Below are 20461 nucleotides of genomic sequence, written 5' to 3'. Positions count from 1 at the left end.
ATGCCGGTTCTTTCGAGAAGAGCAGTTCTTCTTTCCGTCTTAGCCCTTTCTGCAGCACTCAAACAGACTTTGGCTCAAACTCAAGCAGCATCTTCTGATATTTCAGAAGCACGGGTTTACTTTCTAAAAGACATTACGCCGGAGAATTTTATTCGGATGTATGACCGTTTACGGGAGGATTCGGGGATTGAAGTGTCTGGGAAGCGGACCGGAATTAAATTGCATGGGGACGATGTGGATACAAATCGAACGCTTTGGGAGGCACTTCAGGCGCATATTCTCAACAGTCGATTTGTCGAGTGCAACTATGCGTCTATTTATCCTGCGGGCCGCGGCAATACAGAAGGTAATTACAAAGCGATTACTTCTCAAGGTGTGGATCGAAACAAGCTCGATATCCTAGACAGAGATCATGAGTTTACGGAAGTAACAATCACCGGCGGTCAAGAGCTTCGAAAGATATCCGTTCCCACCGCACTGCTTAATGAATACGGCATTGTTGCGGTAACGGCCAACTTTAGGATTCCGAGTTTTGCTGGTTTTTCAGGCGCCTGCAAGAACGTGGGAATCGGTTTGGCAAGCGGGGTTGGCAAAACCCAAGTGCATGGAGAAGGCGTACATCGAGACGCAGGCTTCTTTCGCCGCTTAGCCGATGCGACCAAGGGCATACATGATGCGATGGGAAGCCGTCTTCTCTTCATCAATGTGGTTTCCGGTATTCGGGTTGGGCAGCTGCAAGGGGCCAAGGTGCGTCAGGGCAATCTGGGCATCGTCGGTTCGCTTGATCCCTTGGCGGCGGATCAGGCTGCAACGGACCTTATTTACGGTTTAACGCCGCAACAGTATGACGCTTATTCACCGCGCATCAAGATTGACCGAGGCTTTCAGCAGCTAGAAGACCTGGAAAAAATCGGTGGCGGCAATCGCCGTTACCGTCTCATCGAACTCTAAATTTTTAGAAATAATCTTATTAAAAGGAGAGCACTATGTGGAAAACCGTTGCAGCTTGCGCCTTAGGACTTGGCATGACAGCCGTCTGCGCGAAAACATTAGTTGTCAGTTACAGCTTTACCGGCAATGCAGATCGCATCGCCGCAGCGCTGGTTAAAGAAATTAAGGCGGATCAGATCAAGATTGAACCGGCGCAAAAAGGCATTGATTACGCGGCGAACAACTACTCGATCGGCAGTGACCTTGTCGGGGAGATTCGTCAAAAGCCCGATAGTGAGGCTTCATATCCGAAGATTGATCCGGTTAAGGTTGACTGGTCTCAATACAGCACTGTGATAATCGCGACGCCGCTCTGGTGGAGCAATATGGCGGCTTCCATGCAGACGTTCCTTTTTGAGAACGGAAAAGATATGTCGGGCAAGAAAATCGGCCTCATTGTTACCAGCGCAAGCAGCGGCATCAGCGGTGTAGAGCGTGACGCAAAGCGCCTGATCCCGGGCGGTGACTTCTATTCTCCCAGTCTTTGGATTCGTTCGTCTCAGTCCTCCTCGGCCGGCTCAATGATCGCCGATTGGCTCAAGCGTATTCATTACGATGAAGCGGCAAAGTAGACGGTCTATGACACAAACAGAGGGAATCATGGCAGGAAAAAAGATTGTTCAAACAGCAGGTCGCCAAGCGCTCGGTTCATTTGCGCTGGAATTTGCGCACCTGAATGACGATATTCTTTTCGGTGAGGTTTGGAGCCGCAATGATTTGCTGTCACTGCGCGACAGAAGCCTTGTGACGATCGTTTGTCTTATTGCCCAGGGGATTACGGATAATTCGCTCGTGTATCACTTAAAAACCGCGAAAGAGAACGGCATCACGCAAAAGGAAATCGCAGAGATTCTGACGCATGCGGCCTTTTATGCGGGGTGGCCTAAAGCTTGGGTCGCCTTTAATTTGGCAAAGACCGTCTGGACGGAAGAAGAATAATTTAATTTGAGGCGGCGATGCGGCTTCTTCCTATTGAATCAGGCCGGAGGCCGGCAGAAGAACATAGGCGGTCCAAATCGGAAGCGTCAGCATCGCCGAGAGTGTCTGCATTGTGGTGACATTGGCGACAGCGGGCGCATCGCCGCCCATCGAGGCGGTCATCACATAACAGGATTGGGCCGTCGGGAGTGCGGCAAAAAGAACCAGAACGCCTAAAGACAATTTATCCAGTCCGAACACAAGAGCGGCCGTCCAGGCGATAAGCGGCACGATCAGAAGTCTTTGTACGATGCATGCGGAAATCAAAGCGAACTTCGCTTTCAGATCACGGAGCGTTAAAGAAGCGCCGATGCAGAGAAGCCCTGCCGCAAGAGAGGCGTTTTCCAGGCTTTTAAGCGACGCAGTCAGAAAAACAGGAAGACGAAGACCGAAGACATTGAATAAGAGCCCCAAAAGTGTCGCGATGATGAGCGGATTCTTAAAGACTTGAAGCAGCACTTTCTGCATCCTCTTGCCCAAACTCTTTTCGATTGAATTTGCTTCTCAACGAACAGCGATTCCGTTCCTTTCCTACGAAGAAGATTCGTATGACAGGAGAAAAACGCAGAAGATCCTGAGGCTCTTATCTATGCCGTCCTCAGTCAGTTATCAGCTCGAGAATACCCGCGCTTTGGCGAGCGCTGTATCAAACGGCTTAGGCTGGACGATTGTTCCGCTGATGAGTCTGTGGAGCGTGCGCGAGTGTTTTGATCGATTGAATTTCTTTCCGGTTGAAGGCGTTCATGAGGTTAAACGTCTGGGCATCGGAGTCCGCAGTCCGCAGTCCGATGTATCGATCTCTTGCCAATGACATTAAGGCGCTCTATGCGGGGCGCTGGAAGCAGAAATACGGCCGCAAGATGCAGGAGAGAGCTCCTTCATTAGCGACGCATCTGTGGCCTCTTTTTGCATAAAAATGCCCGCCGTCGGGCGGGCACTCAGCTTACGCTTTAGCGAGGATTATTTACCTTCAACAGCAGCTTTTTCTGCGTCTTCCGGTTTCTGTCCGCGCGGAACGATCACGCCTGTCGGCTGTTCAGCAGCGTTGCGTCCGGCGATACGGCCGAATGTAACGATGTCGGCCATAGCGTTGCCGCCGAGGCGGTTGGCACCGTGAACACCGCCTGTGACTTCACCGGCAGCGAAGAGACCCGGGATAACGTGACCCTTCTTATCGAGAACCTGAGCTTCAGTGTTGATTCTCAGACCGCCCATTGTGTGGTGGACAGCCGGAGTCACCTGAACAGCGAACCAGGGGCCTTCTGTCAGAGGACGCGGCATGTCGGCGCGGCCGAATTCAGCGTCTTTCTTGTCAGCCTGGAACTTAGCATACTGTTCCATTGTGGCCTTCAGGTTGGCAGCGTTGATCTTGAGCTTGTCGGCGAGTTCGTCAAGTGTGGCGCCTTCTGTAACGAGGCCCTTCTTGATGTATGTTTCGATTGCTTTCAGGCTCTTGCGAGTGGCTGTATCGAAAACGAGGTAGCCGACTTTGCCGGGCTGTTTGAGCTCAGCAGCGGAAACAACGTCACGAGTCTGCAGTTCGTTGATGAAGCGCTTGCCGTCCTGGTTGACGAGGATGGCGCCGTTGCCGCGAACCGCTTCAGTGATCATTTCGCCGTTGTTGGGAACTACGGTCGGGTGAGTCTGGATCTGGGACATGTCGACTGTGTCGGCACCGGCCTTTTCACCAAGAGTGATACCGTCACCGGTAGCGCCCGGATGGTTGGTTGTGCCAAAGCCCTTGAGCTTGGGATTGATCTTTGTCAGCAGATCCTGATTGGCGCCGAAACCGCCCGCAGCGATAACGACAGCCTTAGCATTGATGGTCTTAACGCCGTTCTTGCCTTTGTACTGAATACCGACAACCTTGCCGTTCTTAACGATAAGTTTTTCAACTTTGGCGTTGGTTCTGACGTCAATGCCTTTGTCCTTAGCGGCAGTGGCAAGAGCCTTAACAACGTTGGCACCGACGAAGCCTCCGCCCACGGGACGGTGAGCGCGTTTGTTGGTGGCGCCGGCGAGCATGCCGACGTCAGTCAGATCGCCTTCTTTCAGGCTGTTGATGAAGTCAACAGAGTATTTGGCGTTGTCTGTGAGGACGTGTACGAGATCCGGATTGTTCAGGTACTTGCCGCCCTTCATTGTGTCGTTGAAGTGTGTCTCGATGGAGTCTTTGATTCCGGCCTTTTCCTGCGGTTTGGTTTCAGCAGCGTTCAGACCGCCGGCTGCGCGGTTTGTGTTGCCGCCGACAAAAGCCATTTTTTCAAGAACGATGACTTTTTTGCCCAGATCATGAGCAGTTACAGCGGCAGAAAGACCTGCGCCGCCTGCACCGACAACGACGACGTCCGCGTTTTCAGCGGCGACGGCGGGTACAGCGAAAACAGCAGATACAGCAGCAGCCAGAATTACCTTTTTCATTGTTTCTCCTCTTTGAGAATGTGTTGAGAATGGTAATGATTTTAATTACCGCGCTGAGATTAATCCATATGCAGATTGTTGAAAAAACAACAGTTACAGAAGGAATTAGAAGAAAATTTTTGAGAAAAAACGAATATCACGAGGCGGGTGTCATTTACTTTGTGTTCCTCTCATGAGAGGGAGGGTGTTTCTTTTTTGAGACTGAAAAGCGCATCCGCTGCGGCCCTGCTGAGCGGATTGGCGTCGGAAAATAATCAGATAGGATTATTGCTGAGTAGACTGACTGAGCTGCTGAGCAGAAGACATGAAAAAAAGCCGCACTCTGGAGGATAAGTGCGGCTTAATCGGCTGTATCGGATTAAGTGTTACTTTTGCCAGCCGAAGTACTCACAAACCGTGTCCCAAGCCACGTTCTGGAGAAATCTTGCCGTTTTTTCATCGACTTTTTCGATGCCGAAGAAATTCAGCCCGACCGGAGAGCGGTGGTACATAGAAGCAAAGACGACGCAGGCTTCAAGGTAGGTACCTTCCGGAGACGGATGAGTTTTATCCGCGCGGTAGAGTTCCAGTTTCGGATCCTGTTTAATCGCTTCGGCAAAAGCTAGGCCAACCGGGATGACCATGGCGTTAGCCTCGTTGCCGACCTTGGTCGTAGCATCCGCAAGCTGCTGAGTCATTTCCGGCTTGTTCTTGCGCGCCCAAGTCATCATTAAGAGCGGCTGAATGCCGATGCACTGCAGATCATAGGAATGCTGCTTGGCATATTTTTCGAAAATGTCTTTGCGCTGCGGGTTAATCGGTCCGGTGCTGTTGTCCTGAAGCACAACGGCGTCAAAGACTTTTTCCTTGCGGAAATCAAAGGTTTTGATCTTGCCGCCGTCGCTGTGGTCAACATAGGTAGACGCCATGCCGGAGGGACGAACGAGTTCCCAGACATTGAACCAGCCGAGATCGGCTGCACCGATGGTTACCATGCGGTTTCTGCGGACCTTTAAGCCGGCGGCCTTGATCAGTCCGTTAACGTTGCCGGACAGGCCGCTTGAGTAATAGGTATAGGAATTGCCGACAAGCATGTAGCTTTCGGGCGCTTTGATCTCTGTGACTTTAGGTTTAATAGAGCATTCCAGAGATTGTGCGGAAAAAGGCAGAATGCAGGCAAAAGCAACCGCTGCGGCTGTTAGGATTCTCATCATCGCTCCTTAGGAAAGTGTAAGCAGTATGATTGTCGTCACGACAGCCGCGGCAGAAAAGGTCTGATTCACAAACTGATTTTGCAAAGCATGCAAAATTTCAGATCTTTTCGCAAAATATAAAAATCCGGTTATTTTCCGAAAATAATTTTTTCCAAGCCCTTGGTATCCGTTCCGGAGAAGATGGGCAGATATTTGCCGTCGTTGTTTTTGAAGACGCCGAGCGGCACAACTGTCAGACCGCTCCATCGTGCGATTTTGGCATTTGACCATACTTCAGCGCGGAACTTCTTGTCGACCTCTTTGCCGGCAGGATTAATGCCGCGGAAGTCCGGATCCTTAAAGTGTTCTTCATGTTCGGCAAGAGCTGCCCAAGGATTCTTTGAGGAGAGAATCAGCGCGGCCTGATCAAGGCTCAGATCGTTCAGCACGGGAATCGGGAACCAAACAAAATTGACGTTGCCCTGCAGAGGCAGAGAGGCATGCCACAGCTTTGAACACCAGGGACACTGTGTGTCGGACACGATAACGACAGTAGGTTCGTCGGGTTTGGCATCCGGATTTTTGATGCCGAAGCCGTTGGCAAGCATGGACTCGTAGAGATGTTCAATCTGAGTGCCCGCCCTTAACTCTTCGTATTCGGGATGAGACGGCACGCTGTTCGGACGAATACCGACTTTTTCTTCAGCCAAAGCGAAGGGTGATAACAATAGAGATGAAGCAAAAAGACAAGTACGACGAAGCATGGTATTCCTCCAAAAACTGCCTTCATTGTATGCGTATGACCTGACAAAAGACGGGTCGGCGGGTGAAATTTGGGACATCCCAAGGGAAATATTCTTCGATATATGTTTCGTCGGATATTTATTGAAGTAAAAGCTAGCTACAATGCAAAGGTTAAAGTGCGCTTGAGCAGAGGAAAAAATGAGCTATTCCATTGGAGAACTTTCAAAAAAATTTAATATCGCGCCGTCTACACTTCGTTACTACGAAAAGGAAGGGCTCCTGTCTCAAGTGAAGCGCAAAGCATCCGGTGTTCGCGAATTTGGCGTGGAAGACTGCAGAACACTGCTCTTGGTGGACTGCCTTAAACAAAGCGGCATGTCGATCAGAGAGATTTCGCAGTTTTCCGAACTTATGCGATGCGGCGACAGAACACTTCCAGAACGAAACGCGACGCTGCAGACTGTGACGGAAACTGTCAAAGAAAATCTGAAGCGGCAGAAACAAAACCTGAAACGACTGCGCTATGAAGCATGGCTTTACGAAAAAGCCTGCCAATACGGGAGTATGGAGAAAGCGAAAAATCTGCCGCTTTCAGCTATGCCGAAGAAGATTCGCAAAGTGAAGCAGGAGCTTGACGAGCTCCTTGAAGACTAATCGGTTCGGAGACATCAATATGAAAATTGTCATCACCATCGCCAACTTTTGTGACGACGCTTTAAATTACCTCAAGGATAAAGGGTTTGATGTACACCACTACAGCGGGCCTTCGCTCGGTGCGGGCGTCGCTGACGACACGCTCTTTGAAGTCGTGAAGGACGCGGATGTCATTATTGCCGGAACCGAAACGTATCGTCCGTCTCTGCTTGCTCGTCTGCCCAAGCTGAAACTGATTTCCAGAAACGGTATCGGCTATGACGCAATTGATCAGGAGGGTCTTAAGACCAACGGCATTGGACTCACGCACACCAGAGGGTTTGTAGAAGGAGCGGTTGCCGAGCAGATCATGGCTTACATCCTGTATTTTGCGCGCCGCATTGATCAGCAGAATGCACTGATGCACGCGCATCAGTGGAAGAGCAAGCTCGAGCCCGGTGCAAAAAACCATACGCTTGGTCTGGTCGGGTTCGGCGGAATCGGTACTGAAACCGCTAAACGCGCGGTTCCTTTCGGCATGAAGGTGCTTTATTACTGTCGCCATCCCAATCCGCAGGAGCCGACCTACGGAGCTGAGTATGCTGAGCTCGACGAGCTGCTTGCACAAAGTGACTATGTCGCGGCCTGTGTTCCGCTGACGGATGAGACGTATCACTTTTTTGATGCGAAGAAAATCGCGAAGATGAAAAAAGGCGCCTGCCTGATCAATATCGCCAGAGGTCCGGTTGTGGATGAACACGCCCTGGCTGATTCGCTCAAGTCCGGACATTTATCTTCCTGCGCGGTGGATGTCTATCCGAAGGAGCCCTGTACGGATTCTCCGCTCGCTGACTGTCCGACTGCGGTTCTGACGCCGCACACTGCCTCATCGACCGTGGAGAACATGCGTGAAATGAATTTTGCGGCCGCTGACAACGTGATTAATTATCTGAACGGCGCATTAGATCCTAAATATCTGGTGGTGCAGGGCAGTCGCGCGTAAAATCTGTTCTGCGGCACGGGAATAAATGACAGTCCGAGAAAACGTTCGTTAGAACTCGACGTTGTCTTCAAACTGTCCGCTCACTGTGTAGTGGTATTTCCGTGTGACGCAGAGCTGGTGTCGATATTCAATCGGCTTATCATTGACAGAGTAGGCAAGACGATTGATTTCGATGACCGGAGTCGGATCCGGGAGCTTAAACATGAAGCATAGATTGCTTGGCAGCAGCGCTGCCTTGATTGTTTCTTCGACCCTTCCGATTGAGACGCCGAGTTCGCTTTGATAGAAGGAATAAAGCAGTTTCTCTTCGTGCTTCATTAAGTTTTCTTCTGTCAATTTGGAAAATACGGTTTCCGAAGCCCAAATTTCATCAAAAGTCACCAAACCGGAAGACGCAAGAAGTGCTCTGCCGGCGTGTATCACCATATCCTGAGGCTCAAGACAGAGTTTGCTTTGAATTTCAAGCGGCGGTGAAACTTTCACAAAGAATAAAAGTTTTGAGGTTGTCGGCAACGCTTCATCAGTTAGGGGATCATCAGGAACAAATTTGACATAGCGGCGTTGGAAGAGCTTCTCATTTCTCTTGAAATCCGAAACAAAAGTGCCTCGTCCCTGGCGTCGAATCAATATGCCTTTTTCAACAAGAAGATTTAAGGCTCTGCGCATGGTTCCCTGGCTTACAGAGAACTCTTTTGCGAGTTCGGTCTCGCTTGGGAGCATCTCCCCGGGAGTCCACTTTTCCTCAGAAATGAGTTGAGACAAGGCATTGCTGACTTGTAAAAAAAGCGTTTGTTTTTGAGGACTGAAAAAAATATTTTCATTGAGCGAAGTGTTGTTCACATTGTCCTCCCGGGGCAAGGATTGTCGTACGAGGGCTGAATCTATTCTACAAAGCGGCCGCTCCATTGACAATTAGCGCAGTTTCCCTATAGATATCAAACCCGATGGGGAGGCTTTTCTCATCCTGAATATCAAAATTCGAGCGGTGGTGACCTCCGTGGTTGCAGCCGTAAAGGACAAAAGCAGCTTTGCCTCCGTTGTCGATCACACGCTTAAGGAATAGAGCGCAGTCTTCTGATCCCGACGGGCAGTGAACTCTATCCATGACTTTGGTTCCGGGGACTTTTTGCATCGCGCCTTCCAGTGTTTCGAAAAATTCCGGACACGGAGTCAGGCTGGTTGACTCTCCTGCCAGTGTGATGGTGGACTGAACGCCGTAAGCTTTATCAATGCCTTCGAAGATGTTCTGCACTGAGTTTTTCAAAAACTCGTTGATTTCATGGGTTTCGCCGCGTACTTCCATCTGTAGTTTGGCGGTTGCCGGAATCACGTTTCTGCCTTCTCCTGCGTGCAGGGTTCCGACGCAGATGCGGGTTGCGCCTTCTCCGTGTCTGGAAATTCCCTGAATCATCATCGATGCAGCGCACGCTGCCATGAGTGCGTTATTTCCAAGTTCAGGGCAGTTCCCGGCATGAGCCGCTCTGCCTTTGATGGAAACGTCAAATTTTGAAGAGGCGAGGAAACCACCGTCCATAATGGCGATTTCGCCGAGTTTAAGAACGCCGCCGATGTGTCCTCCGACAAAGTAGTCAACATCGTCAACAATTCCGGCAGCGGTCATTGCACGGGCACCTCTGACGCCTTCTTCTGCCGGTTGGAAAATGATTTTGATTTTGCCACAGAATTTATCCTTGTGATCATTGATCCAGTGTGCCAGGGTGAGCCCGACAGCAGTGTGGGCGTCATGTCCGCAGGCATGCATAAATCCGGGGCGTTCGGAACGGAAGCCTAATTTGTTCGGCAGATGCTCCGGGTCGTCAGTTTCGCGAACAAGTACGCAGTCAATGTCGCATCTAAAGGCAGTAGTTGGCCCCGGTCTGCCGGTGTCAATGACTGTGACGGCGCCGGTGTAGCCGCCGCATTCATCGATAAAGGACTGAGGAACTCCGGCTTTAAGCGCACGTTCGATAGCGTCTTTTACCAACGTTTCATCTCGACCGAGCACCTCTTTTTCATTGACGTTGGCGATGCCGACAGTAACTGGCAGTCCAAGTTCGCGCAGAAATTTTGTGATGAAGTAGGTTGTTTCAAATTCAGTCCATCCCTCTTCAGGGCGTTTGTGAAGCTGTCTGCGAATTGCAATCAGTTCTTTTTTATACAGTTCTTCCATTTTTAGTTCCTTTAAGAAAATGAAGCAGCCGAAAGCTGGTGCTTCTTGATGAGCAGATAGATGACGCCGCAGATAATTCCGAGCGCTGCGGCTGTGATACAGATCAAATAGGCTCTGTCGTAAGAGCCGGCCTGCTGAGCCCACTTGAGCAGCTGCGGGCCGCCGAAACCTCCAATGCTGTAGCCGAGCATCATTACGGAGAAATTGACACTGTTGTTCTTATTGCCGTACTCATCAGCTACGAGGCTTGGGTATGTGCCGATAAACGAGCCGTAGCAGATTCCGACGAAGATGGTCCCAGTAAAGAACAGCCATGCACTTGTCGGTGAAGCCCAAAGTAAAAGGACAAATCCGGCAATTGCCAATAGAAGCATGAACATTAAAGTAGGGACTCTTCCGAACTTATCGGAGGCGGTTCCGGAAATAAAGCGGCCAAGGGTATTGGCGATCGAGATGACGGATACAGCCATTGCAGAAGCGGTCATGCCCAGACCGATTTGGTGATTGGCAATGCCGGAAATGCTCGAAATCAGCATGAGCCCCATGGTTGAACCGGTTACAAAGAGAACGAAGAGCGGAATGAAAAGAGTGGACTTAATCATTCCGATCCAGTTTGTTTCAATGCCGGAGACAGATGCTGCTTTTGGAGAGTCGCAGAACTCGTTAGCGAAATCATCAGGGCACTTTGCTGTGAAAAGAGTCAGCAGGCAGATCAGGATGGCGGAGCCCAGTCCAAAGATGATGCATGCGTCACTAATGCCAATGCTGACAACCAGCGCATTGACAAGGAAAGGCAGCGCAGCAGCGCCAATGCCGAGGGAGGCGGTGACGAGTCCGCCGGCAAATCCTCGTCTGTCAGGGAAGAATTTCACGGCGCTGTTGATTGTGCAGCCGTTGACCATCCCGGTGCCGACACCGACAAAGAATCCGTATCCGATATAAAGCAGAGAAGGTGAATCAGCATATCCGCAGATGAGATAGCCGACTCCGATGGCAAGGCCGCCAAGCGCGACGACAAGTTTGGGCCCCATGCGATCGTTTATGTAGCCGCCTGCGAGCATCAGAAATGGAGTTAATCCTGCCGCTAAGCCGAAAACCGAACTTAAGTCCGAAGAGGTCAGCTCAGTTCCGTTGAGCTGATTGAAGTAAGACGCGAACGGAGCAGCGAAAACGCTCCAAATATAAAGCGCTCCGGAAATAAAGTTGATGAGACAGAAAGACAAAAGATAAATCCATCTTTTGTTTTTTAATTGAACGGGGTTATTAGACATTAAATTCTTCCTTTTTATTTTCAGATTGAATTTTGATCTAAAACCTGCTCAAAAATAATCTTGAATTTCCCTGAAAAAGCAATACGTTAAAAGTTATCTTATATCCGATATCCGACATAGGACAAAGATTTTGACGCTTTTCCGAATAGGACTGACACATTTGTTTACCTAGACTGATGAGGATTCTTAATCAATCACTCACCCTCATTCAATCAGGTTTAATTATGTCCTTAAATATTGCATTCGCATTGGTTACAGTGCTGGTGACTATCTATGCCTTGATAAAAAGGTATGAAACTCGCTGCGTGCTTATTGTTGCGGGCTTTGCTATGGCGATCTTTTCGTTAAAGCCCATGATTGCTTTTCAGCAATTCGACGCATCTATGACAAAAGCGTCGCTGATTATCGCGATCTGTTCAGCGATGGGTTTTGCCGCAGCGATTTCGTTAACGAAATGCGACGTTCATTTAGTTGCATTGCTGACAAGACCGTTAAAAAGTTTAGGTGTCTTTCTTTTGCCGGCCTGTATGGCTGTTACCGGCATTTGCGCTGTGGCGATCCCCTCGACTGCAGGTTTGTGTGCAGCGGTTGGTCCTTCGATGATCCCGATCCTGATTCGCTCGGGCTTTAGGCCTGCAATCGCCGCAACTGCTATTGTGTGTTCAACCACCCCAGCGCTTCTTAATCCCGGTGTTGCGCACAATGTGTTTGTGTCCAAGCTCGCCAATATGGAAGTGATGGAATTCATCGGTCAGTTCACACTGCCGCTTGTTTTATTTGCGGCAGCGACGATTGCCGGACTAATGATTGTCTGCGTGGCATATCGCGACTATAAAAAACCCCAGGTTCAAGAGAAAGGAGAGATGCAGACCGCATCAAATCTGCCGGAAAAGGTGAATATCTTCTACGCAATCGCACCGCTCGTTCCGGTTGTCATTCTTCTTTATGTTTCTCTTTACACAACGATGAAGATGAGTGTTGCTACCGCAATGCTTATTGGAACAGCCTATGCTCTGGCTGTCACACGTTCCAACCCGGCTGAAGTTACCAAGAAATTCTTTGACGGCATGGGCAAGGGCTATGCCAACATCTTGGGCATCATCATTGCCGCAGGTGTATTTGCTGCCGGTTTGAAAGCGGCAGGCATCATCGATTTAGTGGTTGAGTCACTGACCTCGGCTAATCATCTCGCACGCATCGGCGGAGCGTTTGGTCCCTACATTATGGGCGTTCTTACCGGTTCGGGAGATGCGGCAGCCTTCGCGTTTAATGAAGCCGTCACGCCGAACGCACCCAATTTTGGACTTCAGATTGCAGACCTCGGCTGGCTGGCCGTCATCTGCGGCTCCTTCGGGCGCCTCTCTTCTCCGCTTGCCGGCGGTGTAATTCTCGTAGCGGGCATGGCAGGCGTCAATCCGATGGAAGTGGTTAAAAGAAGTGCGCCGGTGATGGTCTGTCTGCTGTTTGCTGCTTATTTCCTTCTGTAATTTTCCCTTCTTACCCAAAGAGTAAAAAATGAAAAAATCCCACATCTTTCTTCTCTCGTCCGCTGCGTTATTGTCGATGTCCTCTGCCTGGGCCGGTCCGATTATGATTTACGGCCGTATTGATACCGGCATTGCTTATAACAACTATGGCGGCGATACGCACAAAGACAACACAATTTCCATGAATTCCGGTCTCAATACCGCGTCACGAATCGGTATTCGAGGCTCTGAAGAGATTACCTCTGACTTTTCCGTCGGTTTCCGTTTGGAGAATCGTTTTGATTCCACAACCGGTGAACTTAAAGGCGGTTCCTCCGGCAATAAATTATTTGAAGGTTGTTCATATCTGAGCATGACGAGCAAGAAATTCGGTGAGCTCTCAGCCGGCCGTATCTCAGGTATTGTTTCCGGCTCCGGCGCGTATGACTTGGAGTTCTTTATGGATTCATTCGGAGGCGGCACATACGGTACAGGTCTGGCGCCGGTGAAATCATCCCGCATTGACAATATGTTTACCTATCGTTCTCCCATGCTTTCGGGTGTGCAGGCGACTCTTCAGTACTCCATGAAGACGGAGTCGAGCGAAGAGGGAAATGAAGCAACGAGTGAAGTTGATCGTTTTTATGCCGGCGGACTGAGATACAACCTGGGTAAACTAAACCTGATTGCCGCCTATGAGGAAACTGATTGGGGCTCTAAGCAGAAGGCCAAAGCGACAACAAGCAAAAAGATTGTGACACTTGGCGGAAGCTATCGCTGGGAACCGGTGACTGTTTATCTTCAGGCGCAGTACTTTAACGGTGTGAACAAGCTCGACGGATTCTCATCGGCCGGCAATATTAAAGGCTATGGCTTATACGGAGGCACGCAGTTCTGGTTTGGGCTTTCGTCCTGGCAGTCGATGGTTTACTACCGCGACTACAAAGTCGATACAGATAACGGCATTAAGAATCACAGCGCGTCAATGATTGGTTTTGCAACGAAGTATCTCTATCGTCCGTCTAAGAGTGTTGATATTTATATCGGCGGCGGTATTTCTCGTTGGGACGGCCAGAATAAATCAACGAAGAAATTTACCAAAGACCATGCTTTTAACATTATTACCGGCGTTACCAAGTACTTTTAATTGTGCATTGGCAGCCTAAATAATATTTAATAATTTCATACCCTTCTCCTCCGGGCACTCACAAATCCGATGATTTGTGAGTTTTTTTTGCATGGACGCTAGTCCGGATAAAAGAAACGGCCGAAATTGATTCGGCCTCAAGGTCTTATCCACATGACAAGAGGAAAGCCTCCGTTTCGGAGGCTTTAGCGTTAAGTTCGCGCTTTAGCGGTGCATCTTATAGCGCAGCCACACAAAACCGGAACCTACGGTTTCACAATCAATCAGCTCGAGGCGATTGTTTTTGAGAGGAGACGGCTCTTCGGTACGGCATTCGATAACAGAAGGATGAGCGCTGTTTCCGTCGAGTCCCGGATAAATAATCAGGCTCAGTTCGTCTACAAGGCCCATACCGATGAATGTACCGCAGGTAAGGGCGCCGCCTTCAAGGAGGAGATGCTTGGCATTGAAGTCGGATTCAAGATGTTTTAATGCACTTTCGGTTTCTTCTTTCTTAGTGCCGGGCGTGCGCATGATGTAAGAGACGCCTACGTCTTCAAGTTCTTTCTGATAAGCGCGTGTGACATGGCTGCCCAAAATCGCGACGATATGTTCGCCGCTCGGAAGGGTCGGGGATTTGTAATGGAGGCGTCCCTGAACGTCAAAAACGACTGCGAGCGGGCGGCCTTCGCGTTTGCCGACGAAAGTCATGGTGTGCATGGTCTTCGGACCTTCCATCGGTTCGCGTTCTTCGATCAGATCCTCACCATATTCGGCCATCGTGTTGCGGCCTACGATCCATCCGTCAGCGGGCATCTTGGCAGCGGTCGCTTCGTAAACATCGCCGACGCCGCAAGCGTCGTTATAAAGGGGGCTCCAATATTTAGATAAGAGACGTCCGTCGGCGGACATGATCATGTGGCAGGTAATTTTCATTTTCGGTCTCCTCAATATGCTTGATTGCGCAGGACCTACAAGATAAGCAATTCCGGCTAGGAACTGCGGGGCAGATCCCTATCCTTAGTATGCTCCAAATAGGTTCATAAAGGAAGAGAAAAAAACGCTGAGATCGGTCTTTTTACGGCATTGAGCGCCAGGATGGTGCGTCTTTTCAGTGTGATTTGTTGAGAAATATTTCTAAGAAAGAAAAAAGCTCCTGATTTTCAGTCTTTCCTGAGTTGGCACGGTTTATGCGTGTGAGTGGTTAAGCCCTTACGGGAAACTATAACCATCAGGAGAAATTATGAAACTCATCATTGCGGTGATTAAGCCGTTCAAACTCGACGAGGTGCGCGAAGCGCTGACCGATATCGGTATTACCGGTATGACCGTCTCGGAGGTCAAAGGATTCGGCCGTCAGAAAGGACACACGGAACTGTATCGAGGCGCCGAATATGTGGTGGATTTTCTGCCGAAGATGCAGATTATGGCCGCAGTGCCGGACAATCTTTTGGATCTTGCCTCGGAGGCGATTTCCAAAGCCGCCTACACAGGAAAAATCGGCGACGGAAAAATATTTGTTCTGCCGCTTGAAGAAATCATCAGAATCCGTACAAGTGAAACCGGGGAGGCTGCGATATGAAATGCTTGATTTTCTCTCTAATGCTTCTTTCAAGCCCCGCGGTAATGGCAGAAGAAACAGCGATGAATGCCGCGGATGTGTCCTGGATGCTGGTTGCGACCACGCTGGTGCTATTTATGACAATCCCGGGCATTGCACTCTTTTACGCCGGCATGGTCCGTAAAAAGAATGTACTTTCGGTCGCGATGCAGAGTTTTGCGATTTGCTGCGCATGCACCATTGTTTGGTATGTGTGCGGTTACTCACTTGCATTTACAGAAGGAAGTTTCTTTATCGGCGGTTTAGATCAGGTATTTCTGAAAGGAATCGGCATTAAAACGATGCACGGCTCCATTCCCGAAATGCTGTTTATGATTTTTCAGATGACATTTGCGATTCTGACGCCTGCGCTGATGTGCGGCGCCTTTGCCGAACGAATGAAATTCTCCGCGCTGTTTCTATTCATGGTTCTTTGGTCGCTCTTTTGCTATGTGCCGGTCTGTCATTGGGTATGGGGACCGGACGGCTGGCTTGCTTTGGCGGGAGCACTTGATTATGCGGGCGGTACGGTTGTTCATATCAATGCCGGCGTCGCGGGTCTGGTCGCCTGTATTGTTCTTGGCAAGCGTGTTGGTTACGGACGGGAGGCGATGGCGCCGCACAACCTCATCATTGCATTAGTCGGCGCCTGCTTCCTCTGGATCGGCTGGTTCGGCTTTAATGGCGGAAGCGGTTTGGCTGCGGATGAAAGAGCGGTAATGGCGATTGTGGTTTCTCAGATTGCCGCGGCGGCTGCGGCGCTTACTTGGATGGCCTGTGAGTATGTCCAGAATCGCCGCTTCACCGTTCTTGGCGCGATTTCGGGTGCAATCGCCGGGCTCGTGGCGATTACTCCGGCCTCAGGCTTTGTAGAACCGATGGCAGCTCTCTTAATCGGCATCTGCGGAGGTTTCGTGTGCTATTTCGGTGCAACCTGGCTCAAATTTAAGCTTGGCTATGACGACTCATTAGACGCTTTCGGTGTGCATGGCGTGGGCGGAATTGTAGGTGCGATTCTCTCCGGAGTGTTTGCCACGGAAAGCATTACCGGAGAGGCCATGCGTCCGATGCTTGAGCAGGTCTGGATTCAGGCAGAAAGCGTTATCGCGACGATGGTTTATGCAGCGATCGTAACTTATGTTCTGCTGAAGATCGTTGACAAGCTGATTGGAATTCGAGTTTCTCTCGAAGAGGAACGCATCGGTCTTGACCTTAGCCTTCACGGAGAGCGGGTTGAGTAACTGAGGCGTGGAAATCCGGGGTGCCTTGGGTGCCTCGGATTTCATCCGTTTGTATGAAGTAATTCGTTGGAGGAAAAAGAGTTTTTTTTAATTTTTTTTTCTACACTTTATTTATGCCCTCATTTTTAATCGGGAAAAACCTAACCACAAATTCGGAGATTTAGATGTTTAGAAGAAATTTACTTGCCTGTGTTTCTGCGGCGCTGCTTTTATCCTTCTCTGCGGTACAGGCAAAGTCGCCGACACTTGAAGATGGTGTGCTTCTTGTCGGTACCGATTCAAGCTTTGCACCGTTTGAATTCCTGGCTGAAGACGGCAAAGAATTTACCGGTTTTGACATGGAGTTGATCCGTGCGATCGGCAAGCAGCTCGGCTATAAAGTTGTGATTCAAAACATGGGTTTTGACGCCACGGTTCCCGCGCTGCGCACAGGCATTGTCGACGCGGTGATCGCGGGCATGACAATCAATGAAAAACGTAAAAAATTCGTTGACTTCTCAGACCCGTACTACACCTCCGGTCTGATTATCATGGTTCCGACGACAGACACAACAACAAAGTCGATTAAAGATCTGGAAGGAAAGAAGATTGGCGCTCAGATCGGCACAACCGGCATGTTCCGCGCCGAACAGGTCCCCAACGCCAAGGTCGTCACTTTTGCGAACGCCGCGGAAACTTTCCTGGAATTCCAGAACGGCGGTGTTGACGCCGTGATTCAGGACTTCCCGGTTGTCGCCTATTACGTCGCTCAGGGCGGAAACCGCGGCAGACTGGTCGGACCGAAGATGCAGGCTGAAGAATATGGAATCGCAGTTCCCAAAGGCAATGCAGAGCTTCTGAAGCAAATCAACGGTGCGCTTGCCGAATTGAAGAAGAACGGCGAGTTCGGCCGCATTTATAAGAAGTGGTTTGGTGACGAACAGTAAGCGTTAAACGTTCAGGCGGCTCCTTAATCGGAGCCGTTTCTGTTTTTAAGTCAATAATTCATCCGTCATTCGTCGGACGGCTTCATCGATAATTTTTCTGCCGTTAAAAACTCTCTCAAGCGCTGATGAGGCTTCGCTTTTATTCCACCACAGCGCGAAATTTTTGAGCTCCGCATTCTGAAGTTCCTGATCCTGCCTTGTGACCATTGCCATTACCCAGGGCTCACGCTCCCAGCCGGGCAGAATCGGAACAATATCGCCGCGTTTGATTTCTTCCAGAACGTGTCCGAAATACAAATCAACGGTAATCCCCTGATGGTTCAGTAAAAGACGCTTCAGTGTCAGCTGATCGTGACTCAGAAAGAGCGTTTTCCATTTCAGGATTCCGGATTCTTCTCCTCCTTTGTACAGAAACTGCGTGTTGTGTCGGTTTGCAGTTTTAAGAAGAAGTCCTGTGTGTCTCACCAGATCCGAAGGAGATTTCGGCAGCCCAAAACGGCGGATGTATTCCGGTGTGCAAAGTACCGGCGTTGCGGTCTGCATAAAGGGTCGAATGATGAGATTTGTAGTGTCGGTCGGCCACTGATTGACTACGGCAAGATCCGCTTCGCCCCGCAGCAGTGCGTTGGCAGAGTGCTCCGGAATGATTTCAAACTGTACGCTTGGGTGCGTGCGCGAGTAGGCGAGCAGTTTTTCGCTGTAAAACTCCTGCGCGATTTCAATCGGGGAAGAAATTCGGAAGAGCTGCTTTTGAGCGGTACCTTCTGAAAATTCGATCATCTGTCGAAATCCGCGCACGAGCGGTGTTGCGACACTGACGAGCTGTGCGCCCTTGCGTGTGGGTTTAAAGGGACGGCAGTTTTTTTGAAGCAGGGCGTAGCCGAGTTCTTTTTCCAAGCCGGAAATTAAACGTGAAACTTTTGCGATATCCAAGTCCATTAAAAGCGCTGTCTGCGAAATATTGCCCGATTTTGCCGTATGCAGAAAGGCTTCCCAAGCCTGAAGGTTTTCTAAGTTTCGCATGATGTCGAAGAGATGCCGGATGGTTTTCAAAAACTGCAAGGTCTTCACATTTTATAAAGAATCCCTATTTGTCTCAAAATTTCAATAAATATAGATAAAACCACTAAAACAATGATTTTTAAAGGCATGCCAGATGCCTTGACCGATTTCCGAGGGGCGCAATTTAGACGAAAAAATCCGAGACTCAATTTAAAGATGTCTTAGAAACAAAGTGGTTTTATCTAATATCTATTTGATTATCAATTATTTTGTAGAAACTGAAAATTTCTTTTCAGAAATGCCGGCGGTGGAAAGACGAAATTTCAAGAGAATGGAATTAAAGCTTAAATTTCATCCCACACCTAAGGCTATAAAAATGAAGAACATCAAGAGACATCTGGCCGAACACACACGGACTCTACTCGCCATTTCTCATGAGAAGAAGGCCGCTCTCGGATTCTGATTAAAAGAGGGAGCGTCGCCGCTGAAATCAGCGCAGGGCTAACGCGGCTGAAATCAGCTTTTTTTACACACAACGCAGAGAGCTACGCGCACGCGACTGCTCCCAGTATCCATTGTACGTTGCGCGAGCCTCAACATCTCATGGAGAACTCTCATCATGAAAAAACTTTTAGCTTTGCCGATTCTTTTCGCGGCAGGCACAGTTAGCGCCGCTTCCAGCGTAACGCTTTACGGAATTATTGAAGAAGGCGCCATGGTTATGAAGCCTAAGCACGCTGATACAACCGTGCAGCTTAAAGACGCGTTTGACCTCGGTTCCCGCTGGGGCATTAAAGGCGTAGAAGAATTAGGCTCCGGCACCAGCGTTGGTTTTAACCTGGAAGCGGGGTTCCATCCCGAAGACGGCTCTATTGCCAACAATACGTACGGAGCAAATGCCTTCGGACGAGAATCCGTGCTTTGGATTCAGAATGAAAAGCTCGGACGTTTAGCGATGGGTCGTGCAGCAGCGCTGGGTTCCGGCCTTGGCAGCTATGACATGCAGACCGGTTATGCTTTCATGAACGGCTACGGCCTGATCGGCTGGGACAACTGCATGAATAACTTCCTGCGCGTGAACAACGCCGTCATCTATATGTCTCCGAACATAGCCGGATGGACACTCGGTCTGATGTACAGCAACGGTATCTCAGGCGATACCAACAGATGGTCTCATGATCGTCATTACTGGGGCGCAGGCCTCAAGTATCAGGCGGGCGCGATCAAGTCTTCTCTTATCTTGGAAGCGGAAAACAAAGCGACCTATGCGACGGTGAACGGCGTGCAGGTAAAAGAAGCGCCGATCACAGCTAAATACACAGTGAACTACGGCCTTGAATACAACACCGGCAGCTGGACGCCGATGTTCACTTATCGCTATGTCACACAGGATGAAGGCGTTAAAGCGCATAAATTCGGTTTAAGCGCCCTGATCCCGTATGCGGGCGGAAGATTTAAAGTTGCCGCAGCCTACATGTTCGGCAAGGACGAAAGCATCAAGGCGGGTGAAGACAAGATCAACCATTGGCAGGTCGGCGCAGCGTACGAATATCCGCTCTCCAAGAGAACCGTTATTAAACCCTTTATCGGCTATGCGGGAAGCGGCAAAGGCTGGAAGAACCTCGGATATGCCAACGACGGCAATATCTACAACGCCTGGCAGGCCTACATCGGCATGCACCATTTCTTCTAAACGATCAACACTGATTTTCACCTCT

At 49.7% G+C, this 20461-nt stretch carries 22 protein-coding genes; 13 read left to right on the top strand and 9 right to left on the bottom strand.

The genetic code is table 11. The features are described from left to right. From AC6I1F_RS11270 to AC6I1F_RS11260, 3 genes are read left to right on the top strand one after another with little or no spacing between them, the layout of a single operon-like run. Positions 1-951, top strand: a complete 951-nt coding sequence (locus AC6I1F_RS11270) for a DUF362 domain-containing protein (RefSeq protein ID WP_160336349.1) — start codon at positions 1-3, stop codon at positions 949-951. Positions 952-986: 35 nt separating this feature from the next. After that, positions 987-1562: a flavodoxin family protein gene (locus tag AC6I1F_RS11265; RefSeq protein ID WP_160336350.1), complete on the top strand. Its 576-nt coding sequence runs from the start codon at positions 987-989 to the stop codon at positions 1560-1562. Between the two features lie 28 nt (positions 1563-1590). Then, positions 1591-1929 (top strand): carboxymuconolactone decarboxylase family protein, encoded by a 339-nt coding sequence (locus tag AC6I1F_RS11260; protein WP_237178841.1) that lies wholly within the window; start codon positions 1591-1593, stop codon positions 1927-1929. A gap of 30 nt (positions 1930-1959) precedes the next feature. Here AC6I1F_RS11260 and AC6I1F_RS11255 read toward each other — a convergent pair whose 3' ends face one another. After that, the gene (locus AC6I1F_RS11255) at positions 1960-2436 is read right to left on the bottom strand and encodes an AEC family transporter (protein WP_160336351.1); all 477 of its coding nucleotides are present in this window, start codon (positions 2434-2436) and stop codon (positions 1960-1962) included. Between the two features lie 4 nt (positions 2437-2440). Here AC6I1F_RS11255 and AC6I1F_RS11250 point away from each other — a divergent pair, with 4 nt between their 5' ends. Together AC6I1F_RS11250 and AC6I1F_RS11245 are read left to right on the top strand one after the other, a co-directional pair. Beyond that, positions 2441-2779 (top strand): type 2 periplasmic-binding domain-containing protein, encoded by a 339-nt coding sequence (locus tag AC6I1F_RS11250; RefSeq protein WP_251569773.1) that lies wholly within the window; start codon positions 2441-2443, stop codon positions 2777-2779. Then, positions 2757-2882 (top strand): hypothetical protein, encoded by a 126-nt coding sequence (locus AC6I1F_RS11245; RefSeq protein ID WP_255453170.1) that lies wholly within the window; start codon positions 2757-2759, stop codon positions 2880-2882. Before AC6I1F_RS11250 ends, AC6I1F_RS11245 begins: the two co-directional genes overlap by 23 nt. Before the next feature lie 46 nt (positions 2883-2928). Here AC6I1F_RS11245 and AC6I1F_RS11240 read toward each other — a convergent pair whose 3' ends face one another. The 3 genes from AC6I1F_RS11240 to AC6I1F_RS11230 all read right to left on the bottom strand — a co-directional run bounded on the left by AC6I1F_RS11240 (position 2929) and on the right by AC6I1F_RS11230 (position 6325). After that, a complete protein-coding gene (locus tag AC6I1F_RS11240) occupies positions 2929-4389 on the bottom strand; it encodes an FAD-dependent oxidoreductase (RefSeq protein WP_251569774.1) in 1461 nt (486 codons plus the stop codon). A 365-nt stretch (positions 4390-4754) separates the two neighbouring features. Then, on the bottom strand, positions 4755-5579 hold the full coding sequence (locus AC6I1F_RS11235) for an SGNH/GDSL hydrolase family protein (RefSeq protein ID WP_237178770.1): 825 nt from the start codon (positions 5577-5579) through the stop codon (positions 4755-4757). Positions 5580-5710: 131 nt separating this feature from the next. Beyond that, positions 5711-6325 carry a hypothetical protein gene (locus AC6I1F_RS11230; protein ID WP_160335571.1) on the bottom strand — a complete coding sequence of 205 codons (615 nt, stop codon included), beginning with the start codon at positions 6323-6325 and terminating at the stop codon, positions 5711-5713. Positions 6326-6503: 178 nt separating this feature from the next. Between AC6I1F_RS11230 and AC6I1F_RS11225 the strand changes: the two genes are divergently transcribed. Next, positions 6504-6959, top strand: coding sequence for a MerR family transcriptional regulator (locus AC6I1F_RS11225; protein WP_160335572.1), 456 nt, complete (start codon positions 6504-6506; stop codon positions 6957-6959). 19 nt (positions 6960-6978) lie between these two features. Next, positions 6979-7941, top strand: a complete 963-nt coding sequence (locus AC6I1F_RS11220) for an NAD(P)-dependent oxidoreductase (RefSeq protein ID WP_160335573.1) — start codon at positions 6979-6981, stop codon at positions 7939-7941. 48 nt (positions 7942-7989) lie between these two features. Here the strand turns inward: AC6I1F_RS11220 and AC6I1F_RS11215 are convergent, their stop codons facing one another. The 3 genes from AC6I1F_RS11215 to AC6I1F_RS11205 are packed head-to-tail and all read right to left on the bottom strand — an operon-like array spanning position 7990 to position 11382. Continuing rightward, positions 7990-8847: a GntR family transcriptional regulator gene (locus AC6I1F_RS11215; RefSeq protein WP_255453150.1), complete on the bottom strand. Its 858-nt coding sequence runs from the start codon at positions 8845-8847 to the stop codon at positions 7990-7992. Beyond that, on the bottom strand, positions 8828-10111 hold the full coding sequence (locus tag AC6I1F_RS11210; protein WP_160335575.1) for an amidohydrolase: 1284 nt from the start codon (positions 10109-10111) through the stop codon (positions 8828-8830). Before AC6I1F_RS11210 ends, AC6I1F_RS11215 begins: the two co-directional genes overlap by 20 nt. 11 nt (positions 10112-10122) lie before the next feature. Then, on the bottom strand, positions 10123-11382 hold the full coding sequence (locus AC6I1F_RS11205; RefSeq protein ID WP_160335576.1) for an OFA family MFS transporter: 1260 nt from the start codon (positions 11380-11382) through the stop codon (positions 10123-10125). Between the two features lie 224 nt (positions 11383-11606). Between AC6I1F_RS11205 and dcuC the strand changes: the two genes are divergently transcribed. Both dcuC and AC6I1F_RS11195 read left to right on the top strand, forming a co-directional pair. Next, positions 11607-12869, top strand: a complete 1263-nt coding sequence (dcuC, locus tag AC6I1F_RS11200) for a C4-dicarboxylate transporter DcuC (RefSeq protein ID WP_160335577.1) — start codon at positions 11607-11609, stop codon at positions 12867-12869. A 28-nt stretch (positions 12870-12897) separates the two neighbouring features. Next, complete coding sequence (locus AC6I1F_RS11195) at positions 12898-13995, top strand: porin (RefSeq protein ID WP_160335578.1); 1098 nt, start codon at positions 12898-12900, stop codon at positions 13993-13995. 204 nt (positions 13996-14199) lie between these two features. On the opposite strand, the gene AC6I1F_RS11190 is transcribed toward AC6I1F_RS11195, so the two are convergent. After that, entirely contained in the window at positions 14200-14910 is a 711-nt protein-coding gene (locus AC6I1F_RS11190; RefSeq protein WP_160335579.1) for a dihydrofolate reductase family protein, read from the bottom strand. A gap of 307 nt (positions 14911-15217) precedes the next feature. On the opposite strand from AC6I1F_RS11190, the gene AC6I1F_RS11185 reads away from it, so the two are divergent. The 3 genes from AC6I1F_RS11185 (at position 15218) to AC6I1F_RS11175 (ending at position 17741) form a co-directional block, all read left to right on the top strand. After that, positions 15218-15556, top strand: a complete 339-nt coding sequence (locus AC6I1F_RS11185) for a P-II family nitrogen regulator (RefSeq protein ID WP_160335580.1) — start codon at positions 15218-15220, stop codon at positions 15554-15556. Further along, positions 15553-16815 carry an ammonium transporter gene (locus AC6I1F_RS11180; protein ID WP_277612583.1) on the top strand — a complete coding sequence of 421 codons (1263 nt, stop codon included), beginning with the start codon at positions 15553-15555 and terminating at the stop codon, positions 16813-16815. Before AC6I1F_RS11185 ends, AC6I1F_RS11180 begins: the two co-directional genes overlap by 4 nt. Before the next feature lie 164 nt (positions 16816-16979). Next, positions 16980-17741 carry a basic amino acid ABC transporter substrate-binding protein gene (locus tag AC6I1F_RS11175; protein ID WP_251569778.1) on the top strand — a complete coding sequence of 254 codons (762 nt, stop codon included), beginning with the start codon at positions 16980-16982 and terminating at the stop codon, positions 17739-17741. A 45-nt stretch (positions 17742-17786) separates the two neighbouring features. Here AC6I1F_RS11175 and AC6I1F_RS11170 read toward each other — a convergent pair whose 3' ends face one another. Beyond that, complete coding sequence (locus AC6I1F_RS11170; RefSeq protein WP_160335583.1) at positions 17787-18764, bottom strand: LysR family transcriptional regulator; 978 nt, start codon at positions 18762-18764, stop codon at positions 17787-17789. Positions 18765-19362: 598 nt separating this feature from the next. Here AC6I1F_RS11170 and AC6I1F_RS11165 point away from each other — a divergent pair. Continuing rightward, entirely contained in the window at positions 19363-20436 is a 1074-nt protein-coding gene (locus AC6I1F_RS11165) for a porin (RefSeq protein WP_202074588.1), read from the top strand. Positions 20437-20461: the final 25 nt, after the last annotated feature.

The organism is Parasutterella sp. St.1A3 (assembly GCF_059728705.1).
This window is presented reverse-complemented; position numbering and strand designations above follow the sequence as displayed.